Below are 14,834 nucleotides of genomic sequence, written 5' to 3'. Positions count from 1 at the left end.
CGTCAACGCAGGTTGTAGAAGGCTTCGCGGCCGGGGTAGTGGGCAACGTCACCCAGGTCTTCTTCGATGCGCAGCAGCTGGTTGTACTTGGCGATGCGGTCCGAGCGCGACAGCGAGCCGGTCTTGATCTGGCCTGCATTGGTGCCCACGGCGATGTCGGCAATGGTGCTGTCTTCGGTTTCGCCCGAGCGGTGCGAGATCACGGCTGTGTAGCCAGCGCGCTTGGCCATTTCGATGGCGGCAAACGTTTCGGTCAGCGTGCCGATCTGGTTGATCTTGATGAGGATCGAGTTGGCGATGCGCTTGTCGATGCCTTCCTTCAGGATCTTGGTGTTGGTCACGAACAGGTCGTCGCCCACCAGCTGCACGTTCTTGCCCAGGCGTTCGGTCAGGATCTTCCAGCCGTCCCAGTCGCCTTCGTGCATGCCGTCTTCGATGCTGATGATGGGGTACTTGTCGCACCACGATGCCAGCATGTCCGTCCACTGCTGGGCGGTGAGCTTGAGGCCGCCTTCGCCTTCGAGCACGTAGTGCCCGTCTTTGTAGAACTCGCTGGCAGCGCAGTCCAGGCCCAGGGCGATTTGGTCGCCAGCGGTGTAGCCCGCGGCTTCGATGGCTTGCAGGATCAGCTGGATGGCTGCTTCGTGGCTTTCCACGCTGGGGGCAAAGCCGCCTTCGTCACCCACGGCAGTGCTGATGCCCTTGTCGTGCAGGATCTTCTTCAAGGCGTGGAACACTTCCGCACCCCAGCGCAGGGCTTCGCGGAAGGTGGGGGCGCCCACGGGGATGATCATGAACTCTTGCAAGTCCAGGCTGTTGTTGGCGTGCGCGCCGCCATTGATGACGTTCATCATCGGCACGGGCAATTGCATGCTGCCCATGCCGCCCAGGTAGCGGTACAGGGGCAGGCCGGATTCTTCGGCGGCAGCGCGGGCCACGGCCATCGACACGGCCAGCATGGCGTTGGCGCCCAGGCGGCTCTTGTTCTCGGTACCGTCCAGGTCAATCAGGGTCTGGTCCAGGAAGGCTTGCTCGGAAGCATCCAGGCCCAGCACGGCTTCGCTGATTTCGGTGTTGATGTGTTCCACGGCCTTGAGCACGCCCTTGCCCAGGTAGCGGCTCTTGTCGCCATCGCGCAGCTCAATGGCTTCGCGGCTGCCGGTAGATGCGCCCGAGGGCACGGCTGCGCGGCCCATCACGCCCGATTCGAGCAGCACGTCGCATTCGACGGTGGGGTTGCCGCGGCTGTCCAGCACTTCGCGGCCTACGATGTCAACGATGGCACTCATGGTTTTTCCTTTTACAGAAGTTTCAAGTCAAATCGGGTGCTAGCGCTTATGCAGAAAGCGCCATAAGCTATCAAAATCAGAGCGTCAAAGGCCTTCGACGCAGACCAAGTGCATGATGGCCGCGCCTTCGCGGGCGGCACGGGCCTTGCCGTATTCGGGCGAGTGGTAGAAGGCCTTGGCGGCCTCGAAGCTCGGGAACTTGGCAATCACCACGCGCTCTGGGGTCCAGTCCCCTTCCATCACTTCCACTGCGCCGCCGCGAACGCAGATTTCAGCGTTGTGGGCCTGGAAGGCCGCAGTGGACCATTTCTTGTATTCCTCGTACTGGGCAGGGTTCGTCACGCGGACGTTGGCGATGATGTAGCCGCTGGGCATGTGGTCAGGCTCCAAAGTTGTTTTCGAGGAATCCGTTTTTCTTGGTCACGTCGTCGAGGGCCACCAAGGTCTCCAGCAGCGCCTTCATGTGCTTGAGCGGCACGGCGTTGGGGCCGTCGGACCAGGCTTCGGCGGGCTTGGGGTGGGTTTCCATGAACAACCCTGCCACGCCCACGGCCACACCTGCGCGGGCCAGCACGGGCACCATGTCGCGGGCGCCACCGCTCACGGCACCCAGGCCGCCGGGCTTTTGCACCGAGTGGGTCACGTCAAACACCACGGGCGCGCCCGAATTGCGCATCTCGGCCAGGCTGGTCATGTCGGCCACAAGGTTGTTGTAGCCAAAGCTCACACCACGTTCGCAGGCCAGGAAGCGGTCTTCCGACAGGCCGGCTTCGTTCGCGGCAGCGCGGGCCTTGTCAATGACGTTCTTCATGTCCCAGGGGGCCAGGAACTGCCCCTTCTTGATGTTGACCGGCTTGCCCGACTGGGCCACGGCACGGATGAAGTCCGTCTGGCGGCACAGGAAGGCGGGTGTTTGCAGCACATCGACCACGCTGGCTACGGGGGCGACCTGCGATTCGTCGTGTACGTCGGTCAGGATGGGCAAATGCAACTGGCGGCGCACTTCGTCCAGGATCTTCAGGCCCGCGTCCAGCCCCACGCCGCGCTGGCTGGTGCCAGAGGAGCGGTTGGCCTTGTCGAACGAGCCTTTGTAGATCAGCGGAATGCCCAGGGCGGTACAGACTTCCTTGAGCTGGCCCGCCACATCCAGTGACATCTGCAGGCTTTCAATCGAACAGGTGCCCGCGATGAGGAAGAACCGGTGGTTCAGGCCGACGTCGAATCCGCACAGTTGCATGGCCGTCTCCTTCAGGCTTTTTTCGCCGCTTGCTGGTGTTCCACCGCTGCCTTGATGAAGGCGTTGAACAGCGGGTGGCCATCCCAGGGGGTGGACTTGAACTCGGGGTGGAACTGCACGCCGATGTACCAGGGGTGCACGGTGCTGGGCAGTTCCACGATTTCGGTGAGCTGCTCGCGCTGCGTCAGGGCCGAAATCACCAGGCCCGCCTTGCGCAACTGGTCCAGGTAGTTCACGTTGGCTTCGTAGCGGTGGCGGTGGCGCTCGGTCACCACGTCGCCATAGATGCGATGGGCCAGGGTGCCGGCCTGCACGTCAGACGATTGCGCGCCCAGACGCATCGTGCCGCCCAAGTCAGAGTTCGCATCGCGCGTCTTGATGGTGCCGTCGGCATCCTTCCACTCGGTGATCAGTGCGATCACAGGATGCTTGGCCTGAGGGTCGAACTCGGTCGAGTTGGCACCTTCCAGCCCTGCGACGTGGCGGGCGTATTCGATGGTGGCCACCTGCATGCCCAGGCAGATGCCGAGGTAGGGCACCTTGTGCTCGCGGGCGAACTGAGCGGTGCTGATCTTGCCTTCGACGCCGCGGCTGCCGAAGCCGCCGGGCACCAGAATGGCGTCGTACTTGGCCAGCTTGCCAGCGGCGTTGGCGCTGTCGATGGTTTCGGAATCCAGGTGCTCGATCTTCACGCGCACATGGTTCTTCATGCCGGCGTGGCGCAGCGCTTCGTTGACGGACTTGTAGCTGTCCGACAGGTCCACGTACTTGCCCACCATGGCGATGGTGACTTCGCCTTGGGGGTGCTCGGTTTCGTGCACCAGTTCATCCCAGCGCTTGAGGCTGGTAGGGGGCGTGTTCAGGCGCAGCTTGTCGCAGATCAGGCCGTCCAGACCTTGCTCGTGCAACATGCGGGGCACCTTGTAGATGGTGTCCACGTCCCACATGCTGATCACGCCCCATTCGGGCACGTTGGTGAACAGCGAGATCTTTTCGCGCTCTTCTTCCGGCACCGGCTTTTGTGCGCGGCACAGCAATGCGTCGGGCTGGATGCCGATCTTGCGCAGCTCTTGCACGGTGTGCTGGGTAGGCTTGGTCTTGAGCTCGCCGGCCGTGGCAATCCAGGGCAGGTAAGTCAGGTGCACGAAGGCCGAGTTGTTGGGGCCGAGCTTGAGGCTCAACTGGCGCACGGCTTCCAGGAAGGGCAGCGATTCAATGTCGCCCACGGTGCCGCCCACTTCGCAGATGGCCACGTCCACCGCGTCGTCGGTGCCAATGCCCGCGCCGCGCTTGATGAATTCCTGGATTTCGTTGGTGACGTGCGGGATGACCTGCACGGTCTTGCCCAGGTAGTCGCCACGGCGCTCTTTTTCGAGCACGGACTGGTAGATCTTGCCGGTGGTGAAGTTGTTGGACTTCTTCATGCGCGTTTCAATGAAACGCTCGTAGTGGCCCAAGTCCAGGTCGGTTTCCGCGCCGTCGTCGGTCACAAAGACCTCGCCGTGCTGGAAGGGGGACATGGTTCCTGGATCTACGTTGATGTAGGGGTCAAGCTTGATGAGGGTGACTTTGAGTCCCCGCGATTCGAGGATCGCGGCAAGGGAGGCTGAGGCGATTCCCTTACCGAGGGAAGACACCACACCGCCGGTGACGAAGACAAATTTGGTCATGTCGTTTTATGGTGGTGGGAAATTGGGATTATAGATGGGCGCTACCTTCGCGCTCTTGCGGGCCTGTGCATAGCCCGCGCTGGGGTCTGCTAAATTCGCGCCCATGAATGAGCTTGCTGGCAAACACATTGTTCTGGGTCTGAGTGGGGGCGTGGCTTGCTACAAGGCAGCCGATTTTTGCCGCCAGCTCATCAAGGCGGGGGCCACTGTGCAGGTGGTGATGACCGAGGCGGCTGAGCAGTTCATCACCCCGGTGACCATGCAGGCGCTGTCGGGCCGCACGGTGTACGGCTCGCAGTGGGACGCCCGCGAGCCCAACAATATGCCGCATATCAACCTCAGCCGCGAGGCTGATGCCATCGTGATTGCGCCGTGCAGCGCTGATTTCATTGCCCGCCTGGTGCAAGGCCGGGCCGACGAGCTGCTGAGCCTGATGTGCCTGGCCCGGCCCATCGACCGTGTGCCGTTGCTGCTGGCGCCCGCCATGAACCGCGAGATGTGGGCGCACCCCGCCACCCAGCGCAACCTGGCCCAGGTGGCGCAGGACGGTGCCACGGTGCTGGGTGTGGGCAACGGCGACCAGGCCTGCGGCGAAACCGGCGATGGGCGCATGTTGGAGCCCAGCGAATTGCTGGAAGAAGTGATTGCCTTTTTCTCCCCCAAGGTGCTGGCAGGCCAAAAAGTGCTGATCACGGCCGGCCCGACGTTCGAGGCCATCGACCCCGTGCGGGGCATCACGAACCTTTCGAGCGGAAAAATGGGTTTTGCCATTGCCCGCGCTGCGCGTGAAGCGGGTGCCGACGTGACTCTGGTGGCAGGGCCTGTGCATTTGCCCACGCCCCGCGGCGTACGCAGGCTGGATGTGAAATCAGCACAAAATATGTTTGAAGCCGTTGAGGGGCAAGCGCAAGGCGCTACTCTATTTATAGCAACTGCGGCCGTTGCGGACTGGCGCGTGGCAAGCCAGTCCACCGAAAAAATCAAGAAGGATGGCTCTGGCCAGCCCCCGGCGCTTAATTTTGTGGAGAACCCCGACATCCTGGCCCGCGTGGCCCAATCGCCCCGCGCCCAGTCTGGGGCGTTGTACTGCGTGGGCTTTGCGGCTGAAAGCCACGATTTGCTGGCCCATGCCACTGCGAAGCGTTTGCGCAAGGGTGTGCCGCTGCTGGTGGGCAACATTGGCCCCGCCACTTTTGGTCAAGACGACAATGCCCTGCTGCTGGTGGACGAGCAGGGCCACCGCGAACTGCCGCATGCCTCCAAGCGCGCACTGGCGCAACAACTGGTCGCAGAAATAGCTCGGCGGTTGCCGCGCTGAGCGTGGCGCACCTTGTTGTGCGCCAGCCATGGCGAAGATCAGGGCTTTCTGCGGTGCGCGGAAGGCTTTCGCCGTAGGCCTCCCATTTACTTTCCCAAGAGAACCTGTTTCATGAAGATCGACGTCAAGATTCTTGATCCGCGCATGGCCGAGCAACTGCCGACCTATGCCACTCCTGGCAGCGCTGGCCTGGACCTGCGCGCATGTCTGGATGCGCCCCTCACGCTGCAGCCCAACGCGTGGCAGCTGGTGCCCACGGGCATCGCGGTGTACCTCAAGGACCCTGGCTATGCCGCGCTGATCCTGCCCCGCTCGGGCCTGGGCCACAAACATGGCATCGTTTTGGGCAACCTGGTGGGTTTGATCGACAGCGACTATCAGGGGCAGTTGATGGTGAGCGCCTGGAATCGCAGCGATGTGGCGTTCACGATCGAGCCGATGGAGCGCCTGGCACAAATGGTCATCGTGCCCGTAGTGCAAGCCCAGTTCAACGTGGTGACAGACTTCGTGGCGACCGAGCGCGGCGCTGGCGGCTACGGCTCTACCGGCACGGCCTGAAGTGGCAAAGCGATAGGGCGGCTCATCGTGATCCAGCCCGCTATGTCAGACTTTTCTTACTTTTGGTAGGGCTTGTTACTGACCTGCGCTGTGGTCGGCGTGCACTGGATGCGGCGTTGAATCGTTGGTGTGATGGACAGTGCTTAGATCGTGCGGGTGCATGTTGCGTTCGCGGCACCCGATTGCCACCCCTTCAAGGAGAAACTGATGCGCCATTTCCACCGTACCGCCGTTGCGGCCGTCTCTGCTGCCGCCGTGTTGGCATTGACCGCTTGTGCAAGCAATCGTTACGACCCCTATTACGGCGGCGGCTACCAGGGCACAGCCCCTGCGTATCCCGCGCCTTCACAGAACCCATACGCCACGGAATTCGGGCGTGTGAGCAATATCGAGGTGCTTCATAACCAAAGCCGCGGTGGCGGGCAAACATCGGGTGCCGGCGCAGTGCTGGGTGCCGTGGTGGGTGGGGTGCTTGGTAACCAGGTGGGCAAGGGCTCAGGCCGCGCAGCAGCCACTGCCGTGGGTGTCATTGGCGGCGCCGTGGCCGGCAACGCGATTGAGGGCCGCAACAACCCCGGTGACGACGGCCAGGGCTATCGCATCTCGGTCCAGCTCGATCAGGGCGGCTACCGGGCCTACGACGTGAGCTCGCCCGGCGATTTGCGCATTGGCGACCGCGTGCGCCTTTACAACGGCCAGATTTCTCGCCAATAACCCAGCGCATCCAGTGCGTTGAACCCCCGTAGTGTTCATGCGGGGGGCTCATCCCACCGGTGCTGGGCTTGTGCGGGTTTCAGTGCAGCAACTGGTTGCCGGGCGCCTGGGCTTCAATGCGGAAGAAGCCGGTACCTGCCGTGCCGCGGCCTACTTCCTCTTCGGTGGCTTCGCGCACCGACTCCACCTTCAGTTGCAGGCGCAGTGCAATGCCCGCCAGTGGGTGGTTGCCGTCGAGCACGATGTGTTCAGGGTAAATTTCTGCCACGGTGTACAGGCCGGTACGGGGTGCATCGGGGTTGCAACCTTCGGGCAAAGCCGTGCCTTCAAAAGTCATTCCTTCTTCCACTTCGGCAGGGAAAAGGTGGCGGGGTTCCAAGAAGAGCAGCTGGTCGTTGAAGTCGCCAAAGGCATCCTCAGGTTCCAGGTGCAGTGACAGCTTGGCGCCTGCGCTGTGGCCTTGCAGGGCTTCTTCGATGCGGGGCAGCAAATCGTTGCCGCCCAGCAGGAATTCCACCGGCTCATCCAGCACGTCGAGTTCTTCACCAAGGGTGTCTTTGAGGGTCCAGGTCAGCGCGACCACGCATTGTTGGGTAATTTCCATAGGAGAATTGTCGCAGTTTGACCAACAGCCCCGCCAGGGGCAGGTGCCTTCATCCATGGATATCCAACAACCCTTGACCCTGCTGGGTGGTCTCACGCCAGCCCAGTTCATGCGCCGCCATTGGCACAAAAAGCCTTTGCTGGTGCGCCAGGCCATCCCCAATTTCCAGCCACCGGTGCTGCGTCCCGAGATGTTTGCGCTGGCGGCCGAGGAATCTGTGGAGTCGCGCCTGGTGCAACAAATCAAGGGTGGCTGGAAGCTCCGCCACGGCCCGTTTGCGCGCCGCTCCTTGCCCGCAATGAGCCAGCGCGAGTGGACGTTGCTGGTGCAGGGGGTTGATCTGCACAACGATGCGGTGCACCAGTTGATGCAACAGTTCCGGTTTGTGCCAGAGGCGCGGTTAGACGATTTGATGATCAGCTACGCCACTGACGGTGGCGGGGTAGGGCCGCATTTCGACAGCTACGATGTCTTTTTGTTGCAGGCCCACGGTCGCCGCCGCTGGCGCATTGGTCGCCAGAAGGACTTGACCCTCAAGGAAGGCGTTCCTCTCAAGGTGCTGGCGGAGTTTGAGCCGGAGGAGGAGTTTGTGCTGGAGCCTGGCGACATGCTGTACCTGCCGCCTCGCTATGCTCACGACGGGATTGCCGAAGGCGAGTGCATGACGTACTCGATTGGCTTCCGTGCGCCCGCCCGTGCCGAACTGGCTCAGGAGTTGCTGGTGCGCCTGTCGGAGGATGCGGCGGAGGATGAGCGGGTGCAGATGTACCGCGATGCCAAGCAGGAAGCGGTAGCAGAGCCGGGTGCAATTCCTGCCGAACTGCAGGCCTTTGCCAAGGAGGCGCTGGAGCGTGCCCTGTCGCAGCCTTTGGCCTTGGAGCGCGCCCTGGGTGAATACTTGACTGAGCCCAAGCCCAACGTCTGGTTTGAAGCCAGTGATGGTGGCGCCATGCTGGAAGCGGTGCGCCTGGACCGCCGCACGCGCATGATGTACGACGCGCAGCACATATTCATCAACGGCGAAAGCTACCGTGCTGGGGGCAAAGACGCCACTTTGATGCGCCGCCTGGCCAACCAGCGCTACCTCAGCTCCAAAGACATCCAGCGTGCCAGCGACGAGGCGCTGGAGTTGCTGTCGATTTGGTGCGATGACGGCTGGGCGCACGCCTGCTCCGACGACACCACTACCCCATGACTACCAGCGACTTGCCTGTGTCCAGCCCCTCTGGCCTGCCCGAGGGGCGGTTTGCTGGGCGCGAGGCTTTTCAGCAAATGGTGCGCGACGCCTTCGCCACTGCTGCACGCGAGGGCTGGGCCGAAATTCTGATCAGCGATGCCAACTTTCATGATTGGCCGCTGGGGGAGCGGGCAGTCGTGGAGTCGCTCCAGGCCTGGGCAAAAGGTGGGCGGCGCTTCACCATGCTGGCCGTCAGCTACGACGATGTTATTCGGCGGCACGCGCGTTTTGTGGGGTGGCGCGGCACTTGGGATCACATCATGACCTGCCGCAAAAGCCCCTCGGCGGACCCGCTGGAATTGCCCAGCGTGCTCTGGTCGCCCGGGTGGGTCATGCAGCGACTGGATCCGGTGCGATGTGCTGGCGTGGCGGGAGGAGAAGCCGATCGCAGAGTGCTGGTGCGCGAGGTTCTGAACGAATGGCTACGCAGTAAAAGTTCGCCTGGTTTCCCATCCACCACGTTGGGACTTTGACGTTCGTCAAGCCTGGGGTAAGCTCGCGCCGCAGTTAGCACCCCACAGGGTGTTGCGTCTGCGCCTATGTCAACTTGCTGTAAACCTTTTTTCAGTGTTAGTCACTATTGACTAAATGCCAATATAATTTACGGCTGCACCGCAAAATGGTGCAACTGTCAAATGCATTGCGCCAATGCGTACCAGGGCTTCAACGCGCCGGTCGCCGTGGCTTTTCAAGATTTTTGTTTGTCCAACTAGGAAATTTGAAATGAAGAACTCCGTCGTTCTGGCCGCTCTGATCGCTGCTGCTGCTCTGGCCGCTTGCGGTAAAAAAGAAGAACCCGCACCAGCACCTGCTCCCGCAGCTGCTCCCGCTCCTGCTGCTGAAGCCGCTCCTGCAGCCCCAGCTGCTTCCGAAGCTGCTCCTGCTGCTTCTGACGCCGCCGCTCCTGCTGCTGACGCTGCCAAGGCTGCTGCTGACACCGCTGCTGCCGCTGCCACTGGCGCTGCTTCCGAAGCCAAGTAATTCGTGATGAGGTAGCCTTTCCGCAGGGAGAGGTTGCATCGCCACTCCAAAGCCCCGCTTTTGCGAAAAAGCGGGGCTTTTGTTTTTGGTGGCACCATGCCGTCGCTCAGATTGCAACGGGGCAGCCGTTGGGGTCATCGCTTGCTTTGCCGGCAGGATTTGCTTTCTATCCAGCCATTCCCACCGAGATCCAAGGCGTTCCCTCCGTCTGGCGGGCCACGCCGATGCGCTCAGGCGGCCAATCCAGCGCGCTGGCCAGGGCCTCCTGCGCCAGCGCGGGTGTGTTGTTGTGGGCGCTCAGGTGGGCGGCCTCCACGTGGCCTAACGACGGGTGTTTCAGCGCTGCCAAAAGCTCAGCGGTCGCTGTATTGGCCATGTGACCATAGGGGTCTGCAATGCGGCGTTGCAGGAACAGAGGGTAGCGCGATGCCGCCAGCATGGCAGGGTCATGATTGGCCTCCACCAGCAGGGTGTGACAGCCCGCCAGTTGCGTTTTGACATGCTCGCTGGCGTGTCCCAGGTCGGTCAGAATGCCCAGGTGCACTGCGCCATCGGTGCCTCTCAGTTGCAGCGGTTCGCGGGCATCGTGCGGTACGGTGAAGGGAGTGGCTTGCCAGCAGCCCAGGTCGATGGGCTCCAGGTCGTGAGCAATGCACAGCAGCCCGTTGAAGTCCGGGGAGCCCAGGGCGGCATGTGTGCCGTGGCTCATCCAGATGGGGATGCGATGCTTCAGTGCGATAGACCGCGCGCAGCCAATGTGATCTGAGTGCTCGTGGGTGATGAAGATGGCCGCAATGTCGCTCCAGGCTAGGCCCGCCTGGTCCAGCCGGGCTGCGAACTGCCGCACGCCCAGGCCGCAATCCACCAGCAGGCGGCGTGTGCGCAGCCCGTCGCTGCCTTCAATCAAGGTCGCGTTACCGGCGCTGCCGCTGCCCAGGTTTTTCAGTCGCAGCATGGGAGACGTTTTGGTGTGTGCATAAAAAAAGCCCCGCAGCCCTGTGGGGAGCTGGCGGGGCACGTCAGGCGCAGGGCCTGAGTGGGCAGAGGGTTACTTCAACTCGTCGGCAATCACGCGAACAATGCGCTCTGCGTTGGCGGACGACTCGGGAGCGCCAGCTTCGTTGAGCACGGACACGGTGGAGGCATTGCCCTCGCTGCGCACGGCGATGCGGTACTTCAGCGGTGGAACGGCAGCCGACGAGCCGCCAAAGAGTTTGCCAAAGAAGCCGGGCTCTTTCTTGTCGGCGTTGGGCGCCACATAGCGCACGAAGTACAAACCGTCGTTGCGGTTGCGGTCTTCCACCGTGAAGCCGGTGCGGTCCAGGGCGAGGCCCACACGGCGCCAGGCGCGGTCAAAGTTCTCAGCCAGTTGCACTACGGGCGCGTTGTTCACCGTGGCAATGCGGGCTGCCGGGGTTTGCTGCGTAGGCGCGGTGGCGGCAATCGCCTTGGATTGTTCCTGGCTGACGCCCAGCTTGACCATCAGGCGGCGCAGAAATTCAGTTTCCAGCTCGGGGTCTGCCGCGCGGGGCTGCCAGACGGTCTGGTCCTTCTGGGTGTTGGTATACACCTCGATCATGCCGCGGTGGCTGATGAAGATGTCGGTGCCGCCGTTAGCATTGCGCTCCAAGCGGGTGCGGAACTTGTCGCGTTCGCCAGTGGAGTACAAAGAATCGAACACCTTGCCCAAAGCAGCGCGGACGACATCCTGCGGCAGCTTGGCACGGTTTTCAGCCCAGTCGGTTTCCAGGATGCCCAGGTTGGCCTGGTCCTGGGTGAAGATGAAACCGTTCTCCAGCCAGAACTCGCGCACGGGCTCCCACAGCTTATCTGCGGGGCGGTTGACCACGAGCCAGCGCTGGTTGCCATCGCGCTCAATGCGCACGTCACCGATGGAGGTGGCAGCGGCCTGGCTGGCGGCACTAGGTTGCGCCGCTTGCTGGCCTGCCTGCAGGGCGGCTGCAGAAACGGTGCCGCCAGGCACGGCGTAGCGCGAATCTTTGGCGAGCTGGGTCAGGTCGGGGGGCACTTCCAGGGTCGAGCCCTTGGTGGCGCTTTTGTAGTCGATCTTGTCGCCTTCAAGGGTCGAGCAGGCTGACAGGGCAGCAACAAGGGCCAGCAGGCCCAGGCGGGTATTTGCGTTCACTCGGAAATCCTTGGAATGTCGGGGAGGTTTCGCGGCTCAGAGCAGGCCGCTGCTGCGCAGCGCGCCTTCGACCACGGCTTCGTTGCTCTTGGACAGTGGAGTCATGGGCAGGCGCAAGGTTCCGCCGCAAAGGCCCATGCGGGCCACCGCCCACTTCACGGGAATGGGGTTGGCTTCCACGAACAGGTTCTTGTGCACGGGCATCAGCTGGAACTGGATTTCCATGGCGCGCTTCACGTCACCTGCAATGGCCGCCACGCACAGTTCGTGCATCAGCTTGGGGGCCACGTTGGCTGTGACGCTCACGTTGCCATGGCCGCCGCACAGCATGAGGGCGACGGCGGTGGGGTCGTCACCCGAGTAGATGCCGAAGCCCTTGGGGGCTTCGCGGATGAGCCACTGAGCCCGTTCGATGTTGCCGGTGGCTTCCTTGATACCGATGATGCCGGGCACCTGGGCCAGGCGCAGCACGGTGTCGTGCTGCATATCGGCTACTGAGCGGCCGGGCACGTTGTAGAGGATGGTGGGCAGGTCACCCACGGCCTCGGCAATCGCCTTGAAATGCTGGTATTGGCCTTCTTGCGTGGGCTTGTTGTAGTAGGGCACTACCTGGAGCTGCGTGTCGGCGCCGACCTTCTTGGCGAACTTGGCCAGTTCGATGGCTTCGGCAGTGGAGTTGGCACCGCAACCGGCCATGATGGGCACGCGCTTGGCGGCTTGTTCCACGGCCACGCGAATGATTTCGCAGTGCTCTTCCACATTCACCGTGGGCGATTCGCCCGTGGTGCCAACGACGCCGATGCAATCGGTGCCTTCAGCGATGTGCCAGTCGATCAGTTTGCGCAAGGCGGGGTAGTCAACGCTACCGTCCTCATGCATGGGGGTGACAAGGGCGACGATGCTGCCGGTGAGGGGCACGGAAGAAGAGGTCATGTCCGCAGATGGAAACGGTAAAAGGGCATTCTAACTAGACAAGGGCTGCAGTCTGTGGCGCGCAGGTGCCTCGGGGTGAGGTGTTTCCCGCACGGCGGCAATGCGCTGCACAAACCGCGCCGGGTTTTCGAGGTAGCCGTCCTCGTAGGCCACGGTGCGCAGCGCGCCAAAAGCCTGCAGCAGCTCGCCGGGGCGCAGCAAGAAATCGGCCCGGCTGGGCCTGCCCACGGTTTCATGCCCCTGGGTGAAGGTTTCGTAAATCAGAACGCCGCCGGGCGCCAGGCTGGCCAGCACGGTTGGCAGCAAGGGGCGCCACAGGTAGTTGGTGACCACCACTGCCCCGAACTGCCGGCCGGGCAAAGGCCAGGGCCCGTTTTCAATGTCAGCGCAGATCAATTCGCCCAGTCCGGCGCAGGCGGCAATGGCCTCAGGTGAGCGGTCCACGCCCGTTACTTGCAGGCCCTGGGCCTGTAGCCAGCGCATGTGGCGACCTGCGCCGCAGGCCAGGTCCAGCGCCGTGGCGTGGGGTGGAATCAGATGCGTCCATCGCTGGACCCAGGCCGAGGGAGCTTCCGTACCGTGCATGTGGTTGTGCTATTGAATTGATAGCTACTTGCGCTTATCTATCAAGCGCTAGAGGCCAGAAATGCTTGAAGTCAAAAAAACGACCACACCTTGTCGGCCACCATCACCATGAAGTCTGGCACCGTGTACATCGCAAACACGGCCAGGCAGGCGACGATGGCCGCAAACCAGCCCAGCCCGCGCAGCCACGGGCGGCGGGGTGGGGTGGTGGGGAGATGTGAATCCATGGCGGCAAAAACTGCGTTGTTCACGCCGCTTGCGGCTGTGCCCGCTGAATGGGGGCTTCCTTGATGGGCAGGTTCACCAGCCCCGCCAGCACACCCAGCCCAATGGCGATGTACCAGACGATGTCATAGCTGCCAGTGGCGTCGTACAGGTAACCGCCCAGCCACACGCCCATGAAGCTGCCGAGCTGGTGGCTGAAGAACACAAACCCGCCCAGCATCGAGAGGTGCTGCACCCCAAAAATCTGGGCAATGGTGGCGTTGGTGGGGGGCACCGTAGACAGCCACAAGGTGCCCATCACGGCCGAGAAGATGTAGACCGACAGGGGCGACAGCGGCACCAGCAAAAAGACGCTGATCGCCACGGCCCGCGCCAGGTAAATGAACGAGAGGATGAAGCGCCGTGGCATGCGCTGCCCCAGGGTGCCCGCGATGTAGGTGCCAAACACGTTGAACAGCCCGATCAGTGCCAGCGCATAGCTGGCCACCTGGGGCGACAAGCCGTTGTCCTTGAGGTAGCTGGGCATGTGCACGCCGATGAACACCACCTGGAAGCCGCACACAAAGTAGCCCGCCATCAGCAAATTGAAGCTGGGGTAGCTGAAGGCCTCTCGCAGGGCGTGGCCAATGGTCTGGTCACGCTTCGGTGGGGCGGCCCCCTGAAAGCCCGGCTCACGCAAGCCAAACGCCAGCGGAATGATCAGCAGCACCGCCATCGACAGCGCCAGCAATGCCTGCTGCCAGCCCAGGCTGGCAATCAGCCAGCCTTCCACCGGCACCATCAGAAACTGCCCGAACGAGCCTGCCGCTGCGGCCACGCCCATGGCCCACGAGCGCCTCTCGGGCGCAATCTGCCGGCCCAGTACGCCGTAAATCACGGCGTAGGTGGTGCCTGCCTGCGCTGCCCCGATCAAGAGGCCGGTGGTGAGTGCAAACAAGAGCGGGGTGGGCGAAAGCGCCATGCCCGCCAGCCCCAGGCCGTACAAAACGGCGCCGCCCATCAGCACGCGGAAGGCGCCAAACCGGTCGGCCGCCATGCCCGCAAAGATCCCGATCACGCCCCACGACAGGTTTTGCAGCGCAATCGCAAAAGCGAACGACTGGCGGGTCCACCCCATCTCTTGGGTGATGGGCTGTAGCCACAAGCCAAAGCCGTGGCGCACGCCCATGGACAGCGTGACGATGGCAGCCCCGCAGGCCAGCACCTGGAACATGGATAGTTTCGGAGGATTCATATGCATTCACAGGAATGTAGCCAGATTGGGCGAATTGTGCTGGCACACCAGTGACCAATACAGTGGGAGAGACGGCGCGCGCGACTGGTTTTTTATCCAGCCT

Annotated in this window: 17 protein-coding genes; 6 read left to right on the top strand and 11 right to left on the bottom strand. The window is 62.7% G+C overall.

From position 1 onward, the window contains the following. Positions 1–2: 2 nt before the first annotated feature. The 4 genes from eno to BDD18_RS04775 all read right to left on the bottom strand — a co-directional run bounded on the left by eno (position 3) and on the right by BDD18_RS04775 (position 4,196). Complete coding sequence (gene eno / locus BDD18_RS04790) at positions 3–1,289, bottom strand: phosphopyruvate hydratase (RefSeq protein ID WP_142081689.1); 1,287 nt, start codon at positions 1,287–1,289, stop codon at positions 3–5. An 84-nt stretch (positions 1,290–1,373) separates the two neighbouring features. Next, positions 1,374–1,664, bottom strand: a complete 291-nt coding sequence (locus tag BDD18_RS04785) for a DUF1330 domain-containing protein (RefSeq protein WP_142081687.1) — start codon at positions 1,662–1,664, stop codon at positions 1,374–1,376. 4 nt (positions 1,665–1,668) lie between these two features. Continuing rightward, on the bottom strand, positions 1,669–2,526 hold the full coding sequence (kdsA, locus tag BDD18_RS04780) for a 3-deoxy-8-phosphooctulonate synthase (protein ID WP_044401453.1): 858 nt from the start codon (positions 2,524–2,526) through the stop codon (positions 1,669–1,671). Between the two features lie 11 nt (positions 2,527–2,537). Next, positions 2,538–4,196 (bottom strand): CTP synthase, encoded by a 1,659-nt coding sequence (locus BDD18_RS04775; RefSeq protein WP_142081686.1) that lies wholly within the window; start codon positions 4,194–4,196, stop codon positions 2,538–2,540. 103 nt (positions 4,197–4,299) lie between these two features. Between BDD18_RS04775 and coaBC the strand changes: the two genes are divergently transcribed. The 3 genes from coaBC to BDD18_RS04760 all read left to right on the top strand — a co-directional run bounded on the left by coaBC (position 4,300) and on the right by BDD18_RS04760 (position 6,786). After that, positions 4,300–5,514: a bifunctional phosphopantothenoylcysteine decarboxylase/phosphopantothenate--cysteine ligase CoaBC gene (coaBC, locus tag BDD18_RS04770; RefSeq protein ID WP_142081684.1), complete on the top strand. Its 1,215-nt coding sequence runs from the start codon at positions 4,300–4,302 to the stop codon at positions 5,512–5,514. A gap of 111 nt (positions 5,515–5,625) precedes the next feature. After that, positions 5,626–6,072 carry a dUTP diphosphatase gene (dut, locus tag BDD18_RS04765; RefSeq protein ID WP_066693746.1) on the top strand — a complete coding sequence of 149 codons (447 nt, stop codon included), beginning with the start codon at positions 5,626–5,628 and terminating at the stop codon, positions 6,070–6,072. 207 nt (positions 6,073–6,279) lie between these two features. Then, on the top strand, positions 6,280–6,786 hold the full coding sequence (locus BDD18_RS04760; protein WP_142081682.1) for an outer membrane lipoprotein: 507 nt from the start codon (positions 6,280–6,282) through the stop codon (positions 6,784–6,786). Positions 6,787–6,865: 79 nt separating this feature from the next. On the opposite strand, the gene BDD18_RS04755 is transcribed toward BDD18_RS04760, so the two are convergent. Further along, the gene (locus tag BDD18_RS04755; protein ID WP_044401469.1) at positions 6,866–7,390 is read right to left on the bottom strand and encodes an FKBP-type peptidyl-prolyl cis-trans isomerase; all 525 of its coding nucleotides are present in this window, start codon (positions 7,388–7,390) and stop codon (positions 6,866–6,868) included. Positions 7,391–7,445: 55 nt separating this feature from the next. On the opposite strand from BDD18_RS04755, the gene BDD18_RS04750 reads away from it, so the two are divergent. From BDD18_RS04750 to BDD18_RS04740, 3 genes are all read left to right on the top strand, one after another. Then, complete coding sequence (locus tag BDD18_RS04750; protein ID WP_142081680.1) at positions 7,446–8,585, top strand: cupin domain-containing protein; 1,140 nt, start codon at positions 7,446–7,448, stop codon at positions 8,583–8,585. Continuing rightward, positions 8,582–9,100, top strand: a complete 519-nt coding sequence (locus BDD18_RS04745) for a hypothetical protein (RefSeq protein WP_142081679.1) — start codon at positions 8,582–8,584, stop codon at positions 9,098–9,100. The genes BDD18_RS04750 and BDD18_RS04745 overlap by 4 nt, the downstream gene beginning before the upstream one ends. 250 nt (positions 9,101–9,350) lie before the next feature. Then, positions 9,351–9,608, top strand: coding sequence for a hypothetical protein (locus BDD18_RS04740; protein ID WP_066785041.1), 258 nt, complete (start codon positions 9,351–9,353; stop codon positions 9,606–9,608). A gap of 166 nt (positions 9,609–9,774) precedes the next feature. Here BDD18_RS04740 and BDD18_RS04735 read toward each other — a convergent pair whose 3' ends face one another. The 6 genes from BDD18_RS04735 to BDD18_RS04715 all read right to left on the bottom strand — a co-directional run bounded on the left by BDD18_RS04735 (position 9,775) and on the right by BDD18_RS04715 (position 14,737). Beyond that, positions 9,775–10,563, bottom strand: a complete 789-nt coding sequence (locus tag BDD18_RS04735) for an MBL fold metallo-hydrolase (protein ID WP_142081677.1) — start codon at positions 10,561–10,563, stop codon at positions 9,775–9,777. A gap of 93 nt (positions 10,564–10,656) precedes the next feature. Continuing rightward, the gene (gene bamC / locus BDD18_RS04730) at positions 10,657–11,754 is read right to left on the bottom strand and encodes an outer membrane protein assembly factor BamC (RefSeq protein ID WP_142081675.1); all 1,098 of its coding nucleotides are present in this window, start codon (positions 11,752–11,754) and stop codon (positions 10,657–10,659) included. A 36-nt stretch (positions 11,755–11,790) separates the two neighbouring features. Continuing rightward, positions 11,791–12,687, bottom strand: coding sequence for a 4-hydroxy-tetrahydrodipicolinate synthase (gene dapA / locus BDD18_RS04725; RefSeq protein ID WP_142081674.1), 897 nt, complete (start codon positions 12,685–12,687; stop codon positions 11,791–11,793). A gap of 30 nt (positions 12,688–12,717) precedes the next feature. Then, positions 12,718–13,272, bottom strand: coding sequence for a class I SAM-dependent methyltransferase (locus BDD18_RS04720; RefSeq protein WP_142081672.1), 555 nt, complete (start codon positions 13,270–13,272; stop codon positions 12,718–12,720). 71 nt (positions 13,273–13,343) lie between these two features. Next, positions 13,344–13,499, bottom strand: coding sequence for a hypothetical protein (locus BDD18_RS22045; protein ID WP_170207373.1), 156 nt, complete (start codon positions 13,497–13,499; stop codon positions 13,344–13,346). A gap of 20 nt (positions 13,500–13,519) precedes the next feature. After that, positions 13,520–14,737 carry an MFS transporter gene (locus BDD18_RS04715; RefSeq protein ID WP_142081670.1) on the bottom strand — a complete coding sequence of 406 codons (1,218 nt, stop codon included), beginning with the start codon at positions 14,735–14,737 and terminating at the stop codon, positions 13,520–13,522. Positions 14,738–14,834 lie beyond the last annotated feature (97 nt).

The sequence above is a fragment of the Acidovorax temperans genome (assembly GCF_006716905.1).
Lineage (GTDB): Bacteria > Pseudomonadota > Gammaproteobacteria > Burkholderiales > Burkholderiaceae_C > Acidovorax > Acidovorax temperans.
Note: the sequence above shows the minus strand (reverse complement) of the source record. Positions and strands in the feature narration are given on the sequence as shown.

What these genes read in the sequence shown, in the direction of transcription:
- eno (WP_142081689.1), bottom strand. Translation starts at nt 1,289, where the DNA reads ATGAGTGCCATCGTTGACATCGTAGGCCGCGAAGTGCTGGACAGCCGC.
- BDD18_RS04785 (WP_142081687.1), bottom strand. Translation starts at nt 1,664, where the DNA reads ATGCCCAGCGGCTACATCATCGCCAACGTCCGCGTGACGAACCCTGCC.
- kdsA (WP_044401453.1), bottom strand. Translation starts at nt 2,526, where the DNA reads ATGCAACTGTGCGGATTCGACGTCGGCCTGAACCACCGGTTCTTCCTC.
- BDD18_RS04775 (WP_142081686.1), bottom strand. Translation starts at nt 4,196, where the DNA reads ATGACCAAATTTGTCTTCGTCACCGGCGGTGTGGTGTCTTCCCTCGGT.
- coaBC (WP_142081684.1), top strand. Translation starts at nt 4,300, where the DNA reads ATGAATGAGCTTGCTGGCAAACACATTGTTCTGGGTCTGAGTGGGGGC.
- dut (WP_066693746.1), top strand. Translation starts at nt 5,626, where the DNA reads ATGAAGATCGACGTCAAGATTCTTGATCCGCGCATGGCCGAGCAACTG.
- BDD18_RS04760 (WP_142081682.1), top strand. Translation starts at nt 6,280, where the DNA reads ATGCGCCATTTCCACCGTACCGCCGTTGCGGCCGTCTCTGCTGCCGCC.
- BDD18_RS04755 (WP_044401469.1), bottom strand. Translation starts at nt 7,390, where the DNA reads ATGGAAATTACCCAACAATGCGTGGTCGCGCTGACCTGGACCCTCAAA.
- BDD18_RS04750 (WP_142081680.1), top strand. Translation starts at nt 7,446, where the DNA reads ATGGATATCCAACAACCCTTGACCCTGCTGGGTGGTCTCACGCCAGCC.
- BDD18_RS04745 (WP_142081679.1), top strand. Translation starts at nt 8,582, where the DNA reads ATGACTACCAGCGACTTGCCTGTGTCCAGCCCCTCTGGCCTGCCCGAG.
- BDD18_RS04740 (WP_066785041.1), top strand. Translation starts at nt 9,351, where the DNA reads ATGAAGAACTCCGTCGTTCTGGCCGCTCTGATCGCTGCTGCTGCTCTG.
- BDD18_RS04735 (WP_142081677.1), bottom strand. Translation starts at nt 10,563, where the DNA reads ATGCTGCGACTGAAAAACCTGGGCAGCGGCAGCGCCGGTAACGCGACC.
- dapA (WP_142081674.1), bottom strand. Translation starts at nt 12,687, where the DNA reads ATGACCTCTTCTTCCGTGCCCCTCACCGGCAGCATCGTCGCCCTTGTC.
- BDD18_RS04720 (WP_142081672.1), bottom strand. Translation starts at nt 13,272, where the DNA reads ATGCACGGTACGGAAGCTCCCTCGGCCTGGGTCCAGCGATGGACGCAT.
- BDD18_RS22045 (WP_170207373.1), bottom strand. Translation starts at nt 13,499, where the DNA reads ATGGATTCACATCTCCCCACCACCCCACCCCGCCGCCCGTGGCTGCGC.
- BDD18_RS04715 (WP_142081670.1), bottom strand. Translation starts at nt 14,737, where the DNA reads ATGCATATGAATCCTCCGAAACTATCCATGTTCCAGGTGCTGGCCTGC.